Annotated in this window: 14 protein-coding genes and 1 tRNA gene; 10 read left to right on the top strand and 5 right to left on the bottom strand. The window is 52.9% G+C overall.

Annotated elements, in window-relative coordinates; translation table 11 throughout:
* Window positions 1–126 precede the first annotated feature (126 nt).
* The 6 genes from NeNHUV3_RS02625 to NeNHUV3_RS02600 all read left to right on the top strand — a co-directional run bounded on the left by NeNHUV3_RS02625 (window position 127) and on the right by NeNHUV3_RS02600 (window position 5,103).
* On the top strand, window positions 127–1,335 hold the full coding sequence (locus tag NeNHUV3_RS02625; protein WP_391482307.1) for a class I SAM-dependent methyltransferase: 1,209 nt from the start codon (window positions 127–129) through the stop codon (window positions 1,333–1,335).
* A gap of 59 nt (window positions 1,336–1,394) precedes the next feature.
* Window positions 1,395–1,850: a TrgA family protein gene (locus NeNHUV3_RS02620; RefSeq protein WP_391482305.1), complete on the top strand. Its 456-nt coding sequence runs from the start codon at window positions 1,395–1,397 to the stop codon at window positions 1,848–1,850.
* On the top strand, window positions 1,850–3,004 hold the full coding sequence (locus NeNHUV3_RS02615) for an NUDIX domain-containing protein (protein WP_391482303.1): 1,155 nt from the start codon (window positions 1,850–1,852) through the stop codon (window positions 3,002–3,004). The genes NeNHUV3_RS02620 and NeNHUV3_RS02615 overlap by 1 nt, the downstream gene beginning before the upstream one ends.
* Window positions 3,005–3,104: 100 nt before the next feature.
* Window positions 3,105–4,142 carry a cysteine synthase A gene (locus tag NeNHUV3_RS02610; protein WP_391482302.1) on the top strand — a complete coding sequence of 346 codons (1,038 nt, stop codon included), beginning with the start codon at window positions 3,105–3,107 and terminating at the stop codon, window positions 4,140–4,142.
* Between the two features lie 37 nt (window positions 4,143–4,179).
* Window positions 4,180–4,899 (top strand): alanyl-tRNA editing protein, encoded by a 720-nt coding sequence (locus NeNHUV3_RS02605; protein ID WP_391482300.1) that lies wholly within the window; start codon window positions 4,180–4,182, stop codon window positions 4,897–4,899.
* Between the two features lie 114 nt (window positions 4,900–5,013).
* Window positions 5,014–5,103 (top strand) — tRNA-Ser (locus NeNHUV3_RS02600).
* Window positions 5,104–5,910: 807 nt separating this feature from the next.
* Here the strand turns inward: NeNHUV3_RS02600 and NeNHUV3_RS02595 are convergent.
* Both NeNHUV3_RS02595 and NeNHUV3_RS02590 read right to left on the bottom strand, forming a co-directional pair.
* Entirely contained in the window at window positions 5,911–7,278 is a 1,368-nt protein-coding gene (locus NeNHUV3_RS02595) for a sensor histidine kinase (protein ID WP_391482299.1), read from the bottom strand.
* Complete coding sequence (locus NeNHUV3_RS02590) at window positions 7,275–7,949, bottom strand: response regulator transcription factor (protein ID WP_391482297.1); 675 nt, start codon at window positions 7,947–7,949, stop codon at window positions 7,275–7,277. Before NeNHUV3_RS02590 ends, NeNHUV3_RS02595 begins: the two co-directional genes overlap by 4 nt.
* Before the next feature lie 135 nt (window positions 7,950–8,084).
* On the opposite strand from NeNHUV3_RS02590, the gene NeNHUV3_RS02585 reads away from it, so the two are divergent.
* The 4 genes from NeNHUV3_RS02585 to NeNHUV3_RS02570 all read left to right on the top strand — a co-directional run bounded on the left by NeNHUV3_RS02585 (window position 8,085) and on the right by NeNHUV3_RS02570 (window position 13,379).
* The gene (locus NeNHUV3_RS02585; protein ID WP_391482296.1) at window positions 8,085–9,191 is read left to right on the top strand and encodes a tricarboxylate transporter; all 1,107 of its coding nucleotides are present in this window, start codon (window positions 8,085–8,087) and stop codon (window positions 9,189–9,191) included.
* A gap of 74 nt (window positions 9,192–9,265) precedes the next feature.
* Entirely contained in the window at window positions 9,266–11,293 is a 2,028-nt protein-coding gene (locus tag NeNHUV3_RS02580) for a tripartite tricarboxylate transporter permease (protein ID WP_391482294.1), read from the top strand.
* Window positions 11,290–12,411 (top strand): 4-oxalomesaconate tautomerase, encoded by a 1,122-nt coding sequence (locus tag NeNHUV3_RS02575; protein ID WP_391482292.1) that lies wholly within the window; start codon window positions 11,290–11,292, stop codon window positions 12,409–12,411. The genes NeNHUV3_RS02580 and NeNHUV3_RS02575 overlap by 4 nt, the downstream gene beginning before the upstream one ends.
* On the top strand, window positions 12,411–13,379 hold the full coding sequence (locus NeNHUV3_RS02570; protein WP_391482290.1) for a D-2-hydroxyacid dehydrogenase family protein: 969 nt from the start codon (window positions 12,411–12,413) through the stop codon (window positions 13,377–13,379). Before NeNHUV3_RS02575 ends, NeNHUV3_RS02570 begins: the two co-directional genes overlap by 1 nt.
* Here the strand turns inward: NeNHUV3_RS02570 and NeNHUV3_RS02565 are convergent.
* The 3 genes from NeNHUV3_RS02565 to NeNHUV3_RS02555 are packed head-to-tail and all read right to left on the bottom strand — an operon-like array spanning window position 13,376 to window position 15,727.
* Window positions 13,376–14,059 (bottom strand): transporter substrate-binding domain-containing protein, encoded by a 684-nt coding sequence (locus tag NeNHUV3_RS02565; protein ID WP_391482288.1) that lies wholly within the window; start codon window positions 14,057–14,059, stop codon window positions 13,376–13,378. The genes NeNHUV3_RS02570 and NeNHUV3_RS02565 overlap by 4 nt on opposite strands.
* A complete protein-coding gene (locus NeNHUV3_RS02560) occupies window positions 14,049–15,080 on the bottom strand; it encodes an AbrB family transcriptional regulator (protein ID WP_391482287.1) in 1,032 nt (343 codons plus the stop codon). Before NeNHUV3_RS02560 ends, NeNHUV3_RS02565 begins: the two co-directional genes overlap by 11 nt.
* A complete protein-coding gene (locus NeNHUV3_RS02555) occupies window positions 15,077–15,727 on the bottom strand; it encodes a GntR family transcriptional regulator (RefSeq protein ID WP_391482285.1) in 651 nt (216 codons plus the stop codon). Before NeNHUV3_RS02555 ends, NeNHUV3_RS02560 begins: the two co-directional genes overlap by 4 nt.
* Between the last annotated feature and the right edge of the window lie 16 nt (window positions 15,728–15,743).

The following is a 15,743-nucleotide window of genomic DNA, read 5'->3' as shown; positions in this document are numbered from 1 at the left end:
ACGTCTTTGAAGAAGTTACCCAGCGTTAATGCGCTTGGCTTTGTAAATGATTGCAATAGGTTACACTTTCAATCCCGACGCCTGTCAGGCAAAGTGGACACAACCGATATCAGCTAGGAAGCACGCATGATCCTGACCACGACACAAGGGCAAACAAATCTGCCCCGTTATTTTACCCAAGTGTTTTCTATGGCTCAAAGCATGTCTCGCGGACAGCTTGATATGATTTTGCCAGATGGCCGTCACTTTCGCGCAAGCGGTGCGGCGGCGGGTTTTGTGGCGACAGTTCATATTCACAACAACGATTTGTTTGGCCGGCTGATCCGCGAAGGGGATCTTGGATTTTGTGATGCGTATCTCGACGAGTGGTGGTCCACGCCTGATCTGCAGGCCTTCATGGATTTGGTGCATGACGGCAACGAGGAAATGTATGACGGGTTTGCGGGGCAGGCGCTTGTTCGGATGTACGAAAAACTGCGGTTTTGGTTGCAATCAAATTCCAAAGGCCAAGCGCGTAAAAACATCAGCTATCATTATGATTTAGGCAATGATTTTTACGGGTTATGGCTTGACGATACGATGACGTATTCATCGGCTTTGTTCAAAACAGGGCAAGAGAGCACGGAAAAAGCGCAAGAACAGAAGTATGCCCAGTTGATTGATGAGATGGGCGTCAGTGCCGGTGATCATGTGCTTGAGATCGGCTGTGGTTGGGGCGGTTTTGCCGAATACGCTGCCAAAGAGCGCGGCCTAAAGGTAACGGCGCTTACGATCAGTCAGGAACAGTTTAACTATGCTCAAGAACGCATTGAAAAAGCAGGACTTTCCGATCTCGTGACGTTTAAGCTGCAAGACTACCGTGATGAGCAAGGCACGTATGATGGCATCGCCAGTATTGAGATGTTCGAAGCGGTGGGTGAAAAATATTGGCCCATTTATTTCGAGACACTGCACAAGTGCCTGAAGCCCGGTAAACAAGCGACGCTTCAGATCATTACCGTCGCGGATGAGCGGTGGAGCGTTTATAAACGGGGCCCAGATTTCATTCAGAAATACATCTTCCCTGGTGGCATGTTGCCCGCGCCGCGTATTCTTAAATCACACGTTGCCCAAGCGGGGTTGACCGTGGCCAAGTCAATTGAATTTGGTGAGAGCTATTCGATTACGTTGCGCCGCTGGTACGACGATTTCAACGCCCGTTGGGCAGAAGCGGCGGCCATGGGTTTTGATGAGCGGTTCCGCCGGATGTGGAACTTTTACCTGACCTCTTGCGCGTCGACATTTGATAGCCGAAACTGTGACGTAACGCAGATCACTGTGGGCAAACCTGCTTAAGGTTTTGGATCACGGCAGGTCGTCTTGTGTTGTAACTCGTGCAGTAAGGAGTGTTCGTGATGCCAACAGCCGGTCGTCTTATTGCAGCGGCGGTGTTGGCCGCGATGGGGTGGTGTGCATCGTTTCTGATCGCACCGCTGATGGTGGAAGATCCCCCGTTTGAATGGTTTGCACAAATCAATGCAGCAGCAGGGTTTATGGTTGGCTGGACGGTGATCGGCCCTCGGGTCAAGTCCGCTGCAAAAGGCATCGTTGTTCACGGGCTGACTGGCGCGTTTGCGTGGGTTTTCTGGGCACTGTTGGCGCACTCAACGATCAAAATGCTCGAGCTATCTTTGCGCAAGCAATACGATCAAGCGATGGAAGCAGTCATTGCTGTTTTTGAAATCGCTTTTGAAGACCTGCAGGTTATGGCAAGCGGTAGCGTGATTTTTGTTGTGCTTGGCGGAGGTGTTTTGGCGGCTTATCTAGGCGCAAAAGCGGCGCAGGCTTTTGATAAACCAGGCTTGCCGTGATGCCTAGTGAAGTGGATGGTGAAGAAGATATGCCAGCGGCAAACGGGTCTTTGATTGTCTACGGCACGCTGCGTGACGCCGCATTACGCCAGGTAATTCTAGGGCAGACTGATCATTTGCGCCTTAGCGACGTGATGCTTGAGGGCTATCGGGTCAGCCAAGTACTGGGCGAAAGTTTTCCAATCATTGAAGCCGCAAAAGGCCAATCGGCGAAAGCGCTGCGCATTGATGGCCTTAGTCCGAATGAACGAGCGCGTTTGGATTTTTACGAAAGCGGTTTTGCCTATGATGTGGTGCAAATTGACGGGGCGGACATCTACATGCCTCCGCGTGGTCAATGGCAGGCAGAGGGGGCGTGGTCCCTAAGTCAGTGGCAGCACGACTTTGGCGCAGTTAGCCGCATGGCTGCTGCGGAAGTGATGAGTTATTTTGGCCAGCTGAGCGGTGCGGATGTGGCCGCGCGCTTTGGCATGATCCGCGCACGGGCTGCGTCAAGATTGCGGGCCGAAGCGGGGAGCAGGCCTGTAGATGGCCGCCTGTCGCGCGATGACGTTGCACTTTTAGGGCACCGCACGCCGTATTTTAATTTCTTCGCGATGGATGAGATGGATCTGTCATTCAAGCGTTTCGATGGGTCAAGCAGTCCAGTCGTGACCCGTGCGGCGTTCAAAAGTGCTGATGCTGCGATTGTGCTGCCCTATGATCCGGTGCGCGATAGGGTCCTTTTGGTTGAGCAGTTTCGCGTCGGTCCGTATCTGCGCGGTGCGTCTGATTGTTGGTCTATGGAGCCAATTGCAGGTCTTATTGATGCGTTTGAGGCACCCCAAGATGCGGCACACCGCGAGGCTATGGAAGAAGCGGGGCTAAAGTTCAGCGCGCTTCATGCTGTTGCTGAGGCCTATCCAAGCCCCGGTTCATCGACCGAGTTTTTCTATCTTTACGTGGGAACCGCTGATTTGCCGGATGACATCACGGGCGTTGGCGGAGAAGAAGGTGAGGCCGAAGATATCGCCTCGCACCTTCTGAGTTTTGACGCGTTTATGAAGGTAGCTGACGGGGGTGGTTTGAAAAACGCCCCGACTTTACTCTTGGCTTTGTGGCTGGCGCGGCACCGCGATGAGATTCGGGCAGGGATTGCACAGGCACATTCTTAATTGCTTGCGCTTACGCGGTTCAAATCGCGCGCTAATTGGTTGAGATCACCCCCGCGCTGGCCTACATCTGAGACAACACCAAAATAGAAGGGACCGCTCGATGCGCGTTGTAAAAGATCTCGCTGACGCAGTCGGCAACACCCCGTTGATCCGCCTCAAAGCAGCAAGTGCCGCCACGGGCTGTGATATTTACGGCAAAGCCGAGTTCCTAAACCCCGGTCAGTCGGTCAAAGACCGCGCAGCGCTTTACATTATTAAGGACGCCGTTGCCCGTGGTGATCTGAAACCGGGTGGCACAATCGTTGAGGGTACGGCGGGCAACACGGGCATCGGACTTGCCTTGATGGGCGCCTCAATGGGCTTCAAGACCGTCATCGTTATCCCAGAGACCCAAAGCCAAGAAAAGAAAGATATGCTTGAGCTCGCTGGCGCGACTTTGGTTCAGGTTCCTGCGGCACCTTACAAAAATCCGAACAATTATGTGCGTTATTCAGAACGGCTGGCGAATGAACTGGCAAAGACAGAGCCAAATGGCGCCATTTGGGCGAACCAATTCGACAACGTTGCAAACCGCCAAGCCCATATCGAGACAACGGGCCCCGAAATTTGGGAACAAACCGGCGGCAAGGTTGATGGCTTTATCTGTGCTGTAGGTTCTGGTGGAACGATGGCCGGTGTTGGCATGGCGTTGCAAAGCAAGGGCGTAAAGATCGGCCTTGCGGATCCAGATGGCGCGGCACTTCACAGCTTTTACACCACTGGCGCGCTAGCATCTAGCGGGGGCAGCATCACCGAAGGGATCGGGCAGGGGCGCATCACGGCCAATCTAGATGGGTTCACGCCCGATATGTCGTTCAACATCCCGGATGCAGAAGCAGTGCCGATCGTGTTTGATTTGCTCGCAAACGAAGGTTTGGTTCTTGGTGGTTCAAGCGGTGTTAACGTCGCTGGCGCGATGCGTATGGCTCGTGAAATGGGGCCGGGCCATACGATTGTGACGATCCTGTGCGATTACGGCACACGCTACCAATCCAAGCTCTTCAACCCAGCGTTTTTGCGTGAAAAAGGCCTGCCTGTACCAGAGTGGCTTGATCAAAAGGCAAATGATATTCCCTCAGTCTTTGAAAGCGCTGAATGAGCTTGAACGACATTTACCGCAAATCATTCGGTGAGACATGAATACAGAGCCTCTTTTCCTAACAGATGCCTATCTGCGTGTTGCAACTGGCAAAGTTGTGAGCCACACCCCTGAGGGCGGCATTGTGGTAGATCAGACAAATTTTTACGCAACGGGCGGCGGCCAGCCTGGTGATAGCGGTCAGATCACATGGCAGGGCGGTGCAATGAAGATCGCGACCTGCATCAAAGGCGAGGGGGCCTTGATCCTCGTACCTGCCGAGCCGACTGCCCTACCTGCTGTTGGCACGCAAGTTACGCAAACATTGGACTGGGAACGTCGCCACCGGATGATGCGCGTTCACACGCTTCTACACCTGCTGTCCGTAGTGATCCCGCTGCCGGTGACAGGGGGCGCAATCGCGGCAGATAAAGGACGGCTGGACTTTATGATGGAGACCCCGCCCGTGGATAAAGCAGCGATTGAAACAGAGTTGAACCGTTTGATCGACGCCAACTTTGCTGTGACAGATGCGTGGATCACAGCTGCCGAATTGGACGCAAACCCCGATTTGGTAAAGACCATGTCAGTCAAACCACCCACCGGTGCGGGAATTGTCCGGTTGGTTCGTATCGGTGATGAAACAACGCAAATTGATCTGCAACCTTGTGGTGGCACTCATGTTGAACGTACCGGCGAGATTGGTGCGATCCGGCTGGGCAAGATCGAGAAAAAGGGCAAAATCAACCGCCGTGTCTATGTGCATTTAGCGGATTGAGGCGAGGGCATCAGAATAAACGGGCTGCTATGTTGGCCTGCGCGGCCCTATTTGTGAACAATCCCCAAGAAACCACTTGATCCCCCCCACCGATTGCCGCTATTTGCCCGTCACGGACAGGTGGCCGAGTGGTCGAAGGCGCACGCCTGGAAAGTGTGTAGGCGGGAGACCGTCTCCAGGGTTCGAATCCCTGTCTGTCCGCCACCATATCCCCGCAAGTATTGAATAACATTATATTTACTGCTTCTTGGTGATTTTTGTCCCCTATTGTGTCCCCTAAAAATTACTTAGAGCTTTTCCCCCGCGCGCGTAGATGGGGCGTTGAGCGTGCTGGATACATGAATAATTCGATAATTTCGCTTGATTTGTAATCAGTAGGTACGCGGTTCGAGTCCGTATGGGGGCACCACTTAACCCTTAAAATACTTTTATTATCATTAGTTTGATGGATTAGTGGATATTTTTATCCACCCAATTATCCACCTTACGTATTGGGCTTCTGGTCGATACTTGCTCTCAATAACAGCCTGTGTAACGCGCGCCCGCACACGCGCGGCGGTGTGCTTTTGGGAGATTAGGCCCCTGTGCCAATTGTGAGGTGTGACGTGCCTATATCGCCCTCACGCGATACACCCGCACCTCGCCGTCCAATATCAGATGTGTATCTTCGCGCAGCTTCCGCATGTCCTGCTCCTCACCACAACATTACGGCACGGCGCACCAACAAGTTTACATAAGTGTGTATTTGGGGGCGAAGGTATGTTTGTAATCAGTATGTCTGCGGTTCGAGCTCGTTTTGGGCACCGCCTAATCCAAAAATGACTTTATTATCAATAAGTTGATTGATTGTTAATTTTTTCCCCCCTTAATTATCCGCTCTGGTAATGGGCTTCTGGTCAATACTTGCTCTGAAAAATAGCCTGTGGCACGCGCGTAAATGTGTGCGAGTGGACTTGGTGGCGGGTTTGCTAGAGGCAGAATGCCTTAGGCCAGACCACACTCCCACATGTATTAAGGTTGGGTGATTGGAAGGCTCAATCGAATTGATGCGCCGTCAGCTGTGTCCTGAATATCTAATTCACCTTGATGATTTTTGAGCACTCGAGCAGCAATGGCGAGACCCAGACCGCTGCCCGGACCGCCACCTGCTTGGGAAAATCGGCTTAGCGCCTGGAGGTGTCGATCAGGTGGAATGCCCACGCCATTATCAGAAATTATGACTGTGGCCATTTGGCCCGCTACGGACATGCGTACACTAACATTTGAGACTTTAGGGCCACCGTGGATGAGTGAGTTTGAAAACAAGTTCAATATTGCTTCTTGAAGCATAGTCTCATCGGCTTTGATCAAAACGATGTTCCGCGGCACGTTCAGATCAAAAGCTAACGGGCATTCTGAATGTTGGTTTTGAAAGGCCAAAACAGCATTTTTGAGCAATTGGCGCAGGTCAACTTTGGCACCTGACTGGGCAATGTCTGTACCGCTTGCGCGCTCAAATGAGAGCAGCTTGTTGGTCAGCTCACTTGCTTCTCGGGCCGCATCCAAAAGCTCGGCGCTTCGCTTTTTCGCCATTTGTGCATTTGGCGCTGTTTGCACTGCTTCGGCGAGCGCGAGGACCCCCGCAACGGGGTTGCGCAACTGATGGGCGGCATTTGAAATGAATTCGTCTTTGGAGCTTATCCGCCGCGACACCCGATTTAGCAGCCCGTTTAACGTGTTGACCAACCCTTGGGCTTCTGTTGGAACAGGGCGGCGGATGGGTTCAAGCTCGCTCGCGGTGCGCAAAGCAATGGCCCGTTCAAGCTCAAGCAGCGGGCTTAACCCAAGGCGCACGCCGAACCAGACAACAATACCAACACTAAATACCAGCCCCGCTATAACTGCAAAGGACTTGGACAAAACACTTCGCACAAAGCTGCTGCGAACACTGGCATTTTGCCACACGGTGATGTTGAAAACACCCGCCACGCCGCTGACCAAAGTCACGTCCTGAAAGCGTAGAACGCGGACGTTTTCGCCCTGATAAACACTGTTAAAATAAAACGGCTCCGTCGTGCCTTGACCCGTAAAGCTGGGCAATATGGGGGGGGTAGAGTAGCCCGTTACGAACACGCCATCTGGGGCGAAAACGTGGTAAAAGATTGTGCCACCCGAAGTGTCGGTTAGCAGCCGCCGGGTTGACGGGCTAATTGCGTCACCGTCTGACAGGGCAACATCTCGTGAAATGGCGATCGCAGCAGACAGCAGCCCTTTATCGAAGATACTTTCTGCGCGCAGTGTTGTGTTATGAAACTGCCACGCACCCGCAATGCACGAGATCACCAAAAGCGGTGGCAAAATTATCAAGATCAGCCGCGCGCGCAGCGAACGTGGTATCATGGGGCGTCTTGCTCGATCATTTCATAGCCCAAGCCACGGCGCGCCTTTATGAGGATCCCGTATGGTTTAAGTCGGGACCTTAGACGTGAAATGTAGACTTCGACTACTTTCTCTTCGATGTCCGAACCAACACCGTAAACATGATCCAGAACAGCACTTTTGGACACCAACCGCCCGTCTGCCCCTAATAGGCACTCAAAGACGGACATTTCGCGGCGCGGTAAACCTAATTCCGTTTCCCCGTCGAATAGTTGCCGTGCGTTAGGATCATAGTGCAGCGCGCCAACCGCTTTTAGCTGCTGTTGTGGGATTGCACGCCTGCGCAGTAGGGCCCGAACGCGGGCTTCGAGTTCGGCCATCTCAAATGGCTTGATCAAATAATCATCCGCGCCTGCATCAAGACCACGCACGCGGTCTTGCGTGTCAGCGCGTGCGGTCAACAAAATAACTGGCCGTGCATCAGCGCGTCGCCTCATTTCGCTTAATAAATCGAGGCCATCTGTACCGGGTAAATTGATATCCAGAATAACTAAATCCGCGCCGTCAGCCTTGAGGTAGTCTTGGGCTTCGTCCCCATTATGGACCGTATCCACAGCGTGGCCTGCGTCTTCAAGACGGTAGGTGATGCCCTTCGCAAGACTAATGTTGTCCTCAACCAGTGTGATACGCATTCAAATTTCTCTTAAGTATGAAAGTTTCATGAAAGGTTCGCAGATCAAACATGAAACATCAATCGGGGGGTGGAGGCTCCTCAGTGATTCTATTTCAACCGCTCTGTTTGTGCGGAAAAAATCTGGGAGGATTTTATGTTTAATTTGAAAACTACGCGTCGCGTAGCTGCGGGGCTTGTGGCTGCTGCAGCTGCTACTTTTGGATTGCAAGCGAACGCGGGTGGTCATGGTATCAATCTTGAGGGCAAAACTGTTGAGTGGATCATTCCATTCTCTGAAACGGGTGGCTCTGCCAAATGGGCTAACTTCTACGCACCACTTTTGTCAGAGGCCCTTCCGGGCGAGCCAACAGTCGTTGTGAAATTCATGCCTGGTGCTGGCTCCACGAAAGGGGCGAACTTTTTCCAAGAGCAGCGTTACGAAGACGGCACACTGATTTTCGGTTCCTCAGGGTCCACACAGTTCCCGTTCTTGTTGGGCGATCCACGCGTGAAATATAACTACGCCGACTGGAACGTTGTATTGGCTTCAGGTACCGGCGGTGTGGCTTATCTGCCGCCAGAGCTTGCGTCGAAAATGGATGGTTTGAACGCGGCTGGTCTGCAAGGCACCGACTTTATTTATGGTAACCAAGGCGCGACACGTCTTGACCTTGTGCCGACGCTTGCTTGGGAAATGCTGGGACTTAATGTCGAAAGCGTAATGGGTATCAAAGGCCGCGGTGACGGTCGTTTGATGTTTGAGCGCGGTGAAGCGAACATCGATTATCAAACGTCCTCATCATATTTGTCTGGTGTTACACCGCTTGTTGAAGCGGGTACTGCAGTGCCCATGATGACTTGGGGCGCTCTTGATGACGCCGGCAACATTGTGCGGGACCCCACATTCCCTGAAATTCCTACTTTCAAAGAAGTGTGTGACGCGACCGATGGATGCGAAACATCAGGTGAAAAGTGGGATGCGTGGAAAGCGTTCTTTATTGCCGGTTTCCCCGCTCAAAAGATGGTTTTCCTTCCCCAAGGTGCATCAGCAGACGCGATGGCAACATACACAGCAGCATTTGAAGCTGTGAAGGCACGCGCCGATTTCGCCGAGATTTCAAGCAAGCGCTTGGGCAAGTATCCACAAATGACTGGTGAGGCAGCTGCAACAGCAAAAGCAAGCGCGACCATGGTGAGTGCGGATGCAAAAGCCTTTATCGTGAACTGGCTGCAAGAAAAGTACGGCGTTTCACTTAACTAAATTTCCTTCTTGAACGTCCCGCTTGCCGTGGTGGGCGGGGCGTTTGCACAAGGAAATTTTGGGGGAGCTTTCTCTTGAACGTAATATTGGAAGCGCTGCCCGCATTCGGCGACGCTTGGGCACTCATTTTACAACCGGTCGTCTTGGGGTACCTCGTGTTAGGGGTTCTGATGGGCCTTTGCATTGGGGTTTTCCCCGGGCTTGGCGGTATTGCGGGGCTGTCGCTTCTTCTGCCTTTCATGTTCGGTATGGACCCAATTTTGGGCTTGGCGTTGATGATTGGGATGGTTGCTGTTGTCCCCACATCAGACACCTTTGCCTCTGTGTTGATGGGCATTCCCGGCTCCTCCGCATCTCAAGCCACGGTGCTTGATGGCTTTCCTATGGCGCGCAAAGGCAAGGCCGCCCATGCGCTATCGGCTGCGTTCACATCCTCACTTTTTGGCGGGCTGGTCGGGGCGAGTTTTCTGACGGTCTTTATCTTGATCGCCCGTCCGATTGTATTGGAGTTCCGCACGCCGGAACTGTTGATGATCACAATATTCGGGCTGTCGATGGTTGGTATTTTGGCAGGCCGTGTTGCGATTAAGGGTGTTGTCGCCGCTGGTCTTGGGATGTTGATCGGTACCATTGGTGAAGGTGCGTCTTCTGGTGATTTGCGGATGTCGTCGTACGATTTTCCGTATCTTACTGACGGATTGAAACTGGTCATTGTGGGCTTGGGCATTTTTGCCATTCCTGAGATTATTGCGCTGCTTCGACAAGACCGCGCTATTAGCAGTGAACCACAGATTGGCGGGGGCTGGATCGACGGCATTCGAGATTGGTTTGCCAATATTTGGCTGTCGGTGAGGTGCTCCATCATTGGTGTTGTTGTGGGTGTTATTCCTGGGCTAGGGGGCTCTGTTGTGGATTGGATCGCCTATGGTCACGCGGTTCAGACAACAAAGGAAAAATCCAACTTCGGAAATGGAGAAGTGCGCGGCGTGATTGGGCCAGAAAGCTCAAACAACGCCAAAGAGGGCGGTGGTTTGGTGCCGACGTTGTTGTTCGGGATTCCCGGATCCGGCTCTATGGCAATTTTTATCGGGGCTATTGCGCTGCTTGGCTCTGGCCAGATCGAAGTTGGCCCTGCGATGCTCAAGAATAATCTCGATATCACTTACGCGATTGTATGGTTGCTCGCCCTCGCAAACGTCGTTGGCACAATCGTTTGCATCGCAGCATCTGGCGGGATCGCCAAGTTGACCACCATCAGGTTTGTTCTTCTTGCCCCGTTTCTCTTTATGATAATCAGCTTTGCGGCGTTTCAGTCGGGTCAAAACCTCATGGATTTGGTCGCACTGTTCACGATTGGCTTCCTTGGCATTTTGATGCGCCGCTTTGATTGGTCTCGCCCGGCGTTTTTGATTGGTTTCGTGCTGTCTAACCCCGCTGAAACCTATGCCAACCAAGCCATCCAAATCGCTCAGTCCCGCTTTCGCAAAGGCTTCGGTGAAGGGCTGGATTACATCTTTTCACCAATTGTGATCGTTTTGTTGGTTATCACAATCATTTCGGTGGTCTTAGGCTTGCGTCAAGCCAAGCACATCATGGCCGAGGGAGACAGCAAGTCCGGCTCTAAGCGTGCGCCGATGATCTTCATGCTGATGGTTACGGCCTTCATTGGGTACGCCCTTTTTGATGCGAGCTCGATCCCCAGTTACAGTCGTGACAGAACGTTCCCAATTTTTGTCGCCAGTGTCTGTTTGATTGGCTGCGCCATATTGATTGTTCGTATGATCTGGGTTGCCGAGACCGATACCATCTTTGCAGACCGTGAGCTGAGTGGCGAAGATGCGGGCGCGACGCACGGGCTTTGGTCCACACTCGGTTGGTTTGCCGCACTGCTCATCCTGACGTCACTTCTTGGATTTATCCTCGCCTTAGGCATCTTTTTGTTCAGCTTCATGATGATCAGAGCGCGCAAAGGTGCCCTGTTTTCAGCCGCATATACTGTCATCGGCACCGCATTCATTTGCGCGATGGCTTGGACGCTAAATCGCGACTTTCCTCCGGGGCTTTTGCAAGAATACGCAACACTTCCATGGCCGCTGACATGACACAAACACCCATTCCCTATCTACTTATGCGCGGCGGCACATCTCGCGGGCCATATTTGAACCGCGCTGATCTTCCGGCTGATCTTGAGACGTTAGCCGATGTGTTAATCGCAATTGTGGGCTCGGGCCATTCGCTCAACATTGATGGGCTTGGGGGCGGTGCTGCAGTCACGACCAAAGTAGCGATGCTGTCTAAATCGGACGACGATTGGGCCGATGTCGACTACTTCTTTGCCCAAGTCAGCGTGAAAGATAGGCTTGTTGATTTCAAACCCACATGCGGCAATATTTTGACAGGTGTTGGCCCTGCAGCAATCGAGATGGGGTTGTTTGAGCCTATTGACGGCGAAACCACAGTAAACATTCGTGCGGTAAACACAGAAGCGCGCGTTTCATCGGTCGTACAGACACCCAACCGTGTTGTCAGTTACGAGGGCAGGGCAGCCATTGACGGTGTTCCCGGAACATGCGCGCCCATAGCTCTACAATTCATGGAAACTGTAGGCGGTGTGACGGGTGCATTTTTGCCAACTGGAAAGCTGACCGATGAAATCGACGGCGTCACAGTCACCTGCATGGACGTGGCGATGCCCATGGTGATTGCCTCTGCGCAGAGCTTTGGCCTGACTGGGTACGAAAGCGTTAATGAATTAGACGAGAACCGTGAATTTTTCCAATGCATGGAAACGATTAGGCAAAAAGCAGGCGTGTTGATGGGAATGGGGGATGTCTCTCAATCCGTTACGCCAAAATTTGGCATACTGGCACCTGCAAGGGCAGGCGGGACAATTTCTGCACGATACTTTATGCCTTGGAACACTCATCCCTCGATGGCAGTAACCGGGGCACAATGCTTGGCATCATGTGTGTTGACCCCGGGCACAGTAGCTGACGGAATGGCCGTCAAGCCAAATGAAATACCTGCAAACATTGTGTTGGAACACGCATCGGGCAGTATTGAAGTGGCCGTTGATTATGCCGATACGGCCGCAGGTTTCGAAATCAAATCCGCAGGTCTTGTGCGTACCGCACGCAAAATCGCCGCAGGAGAGGTCTTTATCCCTTCGCGAATTTGGGCGGGTCACGTAAACAACGGTCACGCGGATATGGAGGGGTGATGAAAGTTCACATTCTTGATGATTGGTTCGACACGTTACGGAACTTGCCGTGCTTTTCTAAGCTAGATGATCACGATGTCACTGTTTGGTCAGACCATGAGCCTGATCCGGTTAAACTTGCCGCTCGAATGCAGGAGGCCGAAGCGCTGGTCTTGTTTCGCGAGCGCACGAAAGTGGGTGCGCAACTTCTTGCGGGAATGCCAAACCTGAAATTGATTTCACAGCGTAGTGTCTATCCGCACGTCGACGTTGATGCGTGTACGCTCCACAACGTGTTGCTGTGTTCGAACATGCATTCAGACGCGCCTTCCTATGCAGCAGCTGAGCACACGTTGGCTCTTATCTTGGCGAGCTTTCGACAAATACCGCAACAGACCAGTTCGATCAAAGCGGGCAACTGGCAGGCCGGTGTCGGGCGCACGCTTCGGGGGCGGGTTCTGGGGCTATACGGCAACGGACGCATTGCGGGCGCCGTGTCAGATTATGCCAAAGCATTGGGCATGAAGGTGCAATGGTGGGGGTCCGAGGACGGACGGATGCGTGCAAAAGAAGCAGGCGAGACTGTCCCCGCCACGCGTGAGGCATTTTTCGCCACATCTGACATTGTAAGTGTGCATGTCCGACTAAAGTCAGAAACCAAAGGGCTGATCACCAAAGCGGATTTAGCGGCCATGAAACCGCGCGCATTATTTGTGAACACATCGCGTTCGGGCCTTGTGCAAACGGGCGCGCTTGAGGCGGTTGTGGCGCAGGGCCAGTTGCACGCGGCTGTTGATGTTTTCGACCAAGAACCGCTCACGGACCAAACCAATATTCTGCTCACGCACCCTAACGTGGTTGCGACCCCGCACATCGGTTTTGTGACAGAGGATGAATTTGATTTACAGTTCAGCGATATTTTTGACCAAATTAACGCCTTCGCCGCGGGACAGCCGATCAATATGATCAATCCCGAAGTCTTTCCTTAGGGCGTGCTTTGTCTTTTGACAAAGCCGTCCGTCATGGCACGCTCAACAAAAGCGTCTAATGCGGAAATACGCGGGTCCGCCGGATTTGGCAGGGCCATTGCTTGCCTGACTGATGTCAGGGCGTCAGGTAAAACTCGGATGTCCGGCTTGTCCGCAAATGCTGCCTCAAGCGAGGCACGCACCCCAGCCACTGCATCGTAACTGCCCGAACCAAATTCCTCAAAGCTTTGCATGGGCGTGCCTGACCGGATGAGTTGGGCCAATCTGAGATTTTTGGTCAAAAAAAGATCATAGGCCGAGCCTTTGGCTGTCAGCACACGTCGACCTTCGTGGTCCAGATCGGAACAGTGTGTGAAACTTGAGGCTGTGCGCACCGCATAGGTTGCTTCGATAACTTTGTAGGGTCTTGTAAAGGTAATCTGCTGCGCGCGCGCCTCATCAATTGCTAGGAACGCGACATCCCACTTATCCCGTCCCGCATCTGCGAAAACTTTGCCAGCGCCCTCGTACACAACATGCTGTAACGGCACGCCGAGTTCTTGGGCCAACCGTGTTGCAAGGGCAGGGCTGATCCCTTTGAAATGCGCCCCGTCTCCTCTGACAAGGGCGCGGTTACCGGTGTTGATCGCGGCGCGCAACACCCCTGTGGGGGCAAGCAGTTTCGCACCCTCATTTTGCATTATTCATCTTTTCAAATAATCGGCCAAATAGCGGCGCGCCCAAGATAACTACAAAAATACGCAAAACGTGGTGTGAGATCACAAATGCCATATCCGCCCCGACAATCAAGGCAAGCACCGTTAGCTCGGCTTGCCCGCCCGGTGCAAAAGCCAAAATGGTCTCCATTGGAGGCGCCAGATCGGCAAGGTGAATGGCCTCGGCGAAAATGACGGTCAGTACCAGTAGAATGACACAAAAGCCGATGCCCGCTGTGACGTCTCTGCGCACCTCACCCATTGTAACGCCTGCATATTTACAGCCTACGCCCATTCCGATGAAGAACTGTGCGGCCCAAATAGCCTCGGCTGGTGGACGGTGTTGTAACACGCCAAGCAGCGACATCGCGGCAGCAAGCAACAAGGGCCCCAAAATAGTTGCGCCAAACATTCGGACACGTTTTGCCAGATACCATCCAACAAGCCCGCAAAATATCATGAGCAACAGTTGTTCTGCCGCGATTGAAGACGCGGGCGCGCCCGGTGGGTTACTCAAGTCTGCGTCCCAAACCCAGCTGAGCAAGAATGGCAGAGACACCACGATGATCATAACGCGGGTGGCGTGAATAAGGGACAGTGTACGGATATTACCGCCCGCTTCTTCACCAAAAACCAGCATATCCTGAAGGCCGCCTGGCATGGACGAGTAGTAGCTTGTCGCGAAATCAAGCCCCCAAAACCGTTGAAAGTAAAACAGACCGACAATGCCGATGCATCCGGTCATAACGGGGATCATCAACAAGGTCGGCCACATTCCCGTCATCGAGACCAAAAGCGTTGTGGTAAATGTGGCACCGACAGCCACGCCCAAAATTGTACGCATGGTGTCACTGACCCACTTTGTGTCACGCATCGGCACGCCTGCAAGTGCTGCGCCGAGACAGGCAAAGATTGGGCCCAAGAGCCAAGGCAGGGGGAGATCAAGCAATTTAAAACCGGCCACTCCCGCACCCGCGATCAAAAATGCGTATAGGCGCGGGCTCACTTTTGTAGCCCCTTCAGTCTGTGCCGAAGCGATGTTTGCAAATGTTCGTCAGCGGCTTTGCCTGCCGCTGCTTGATCCGAAGACCTGATTGCGTCGATGATTTCTGCGTGTTGCGCATGCACCGTCTGTATGCGTGATTCATCATCAAGCGTCGTTGGTCCAAGTAGCATGAGTGCATTATTGAGTGCGCGTGCTGCTTCCAACAAGAACCGATTTCTTGTGGCAAGATAGATGCTGCGATGGAAATCTTGATTAAGTGCAGCGGCACGTTGTGTATCCGACCCCACTTTTTCAATTTGGTCGTTGATATCACTCAGCAGGTCAATTTCTGCCGCGCTTGCGTGTTTTGCAGCCATTTCTGCGGCGGTACGCTCAAGTACCAATCGCATTTCATAGAGCTCAACAATCTCTGGCGAGGACAGCGTTCTTATCACCGCGCCAATCCGTGGGCGATGCTCAACAATTCCGTCATTCTCAAGCTTGCGCAGTGCTTCTCGAACGGGGGTGCGGGACAGCTCAAGTTGCTGGGACACATCGATTTCGCGTAGCCGGTCTCCCGGTCGAAACTGCCCGCTTCGGATCGCGTCATAGAGTCGACGATAGGCAATTTCGCCCTGTGACATGTCTTGCCAATCCGTATTAGTCATTCTAGATGTCCGTATT

Origin of the sequence: Nereida sp. NH-UV-3, from assembly GCF_042939535.1 — a bacterium.
GTDB classification, from domain to species: domain Bacteria; phylum Pseudomonadota; class Alphaproteobacteria; order Rhodobacterales; family Rhodobacteraceae; genus Nereida; species Nereida ignava.
This window is presented reverse-complemented; position numbering and strand designations above follow the sequence as displayed.

Bases quoted from the DNA above. Each gene is read 5' to 3' on its own strand.
- NeNHUV3_RS02595 (WP_391482299.1), bottom strand. From the start codon at position 7,278: ATGATACCACGTTCGCTGCGCGCGCGGCTGATCTTGATAATTTTGCCA.
- NeNHUV3_RS02575 (WP_391482292.1), top strand. From the start codon at position 11,290: ATGACACAAACACCCATTCCCTATCTACTTATGCGCGGCGGCACATCT.
- NeNHUV3_RS02625 (WP_391482307.1), top strand. From the start codon at position 127: ATGATCCTGACCACGACACAAGGGCAAACAAATCTGCCCCGTTATTTT.
- NeNHUV3_RS02620 (WP_391482305.1), top strand. From the start codon at position 1,395: ATGCCAACAGCCGGTCGTCTTATTGCAGCGGCGGTGTTGGCCGCGATG.
- NeNHUV3_RS02615 (WP_391482303.1), top strand. From the start codon at position 1,850: ATGCCTAGTGAAGTGGATGGTGAAGAAGATATGCCAGCGGCAAACGGG.
- NeNHUV3_RS02565 (WP_391482288.1), bottom strand. From the start codon at position 14,059: ATGCAAAATGAGGGTGCGAAACTGCTTGCCCCCACAGGGGTGTTGCGC.
- NeNHUV3_RS02610 (WP_391482302.1), top strand. From the start codon at position 3,105: ATGCGCGTTGTAAAAGATCTCGCTGACGCAGTCGGCAACACCCCGTTG.
- NeNHUV3_RS02555 (WP_391482285.1), bottom strand. From the start codon at position 15,727: ATGACTAATACGGATTGGCAAGACATGTCACAGGGCGAAATTGCCTAT.
- NeNHUV3_RS02590 (WP_391482297.1), bottom strand. From the start codon at position 7,949: ATGCGTATCACACTGGTTGAGGACAACATTAGTCTTGCGAAGGGCATC.
- NeNHUV3_RS02585 (WP_391482296.1), top strand. From the start codon at position 8,085: ATGTTTAATTTGAAAACTACGCGTCGCGTAGCTGCGGGGCTTGTGGCT.
- NeNHUV3_RS02570 (WP_391482290.1), top strand. From the start codon at position 12,411: ATGAAAGTTCACATTCTTGATGATTGGTTCGACACGTTACGGAACTTG.
- NeNHUV3_RS02605 (WP_391482300.1), top strand. From the start codon at position 4,180: ATGAATACAGAGCCTCTTTTCCTAACAGATGCCTATCTGCGTGTTGCA.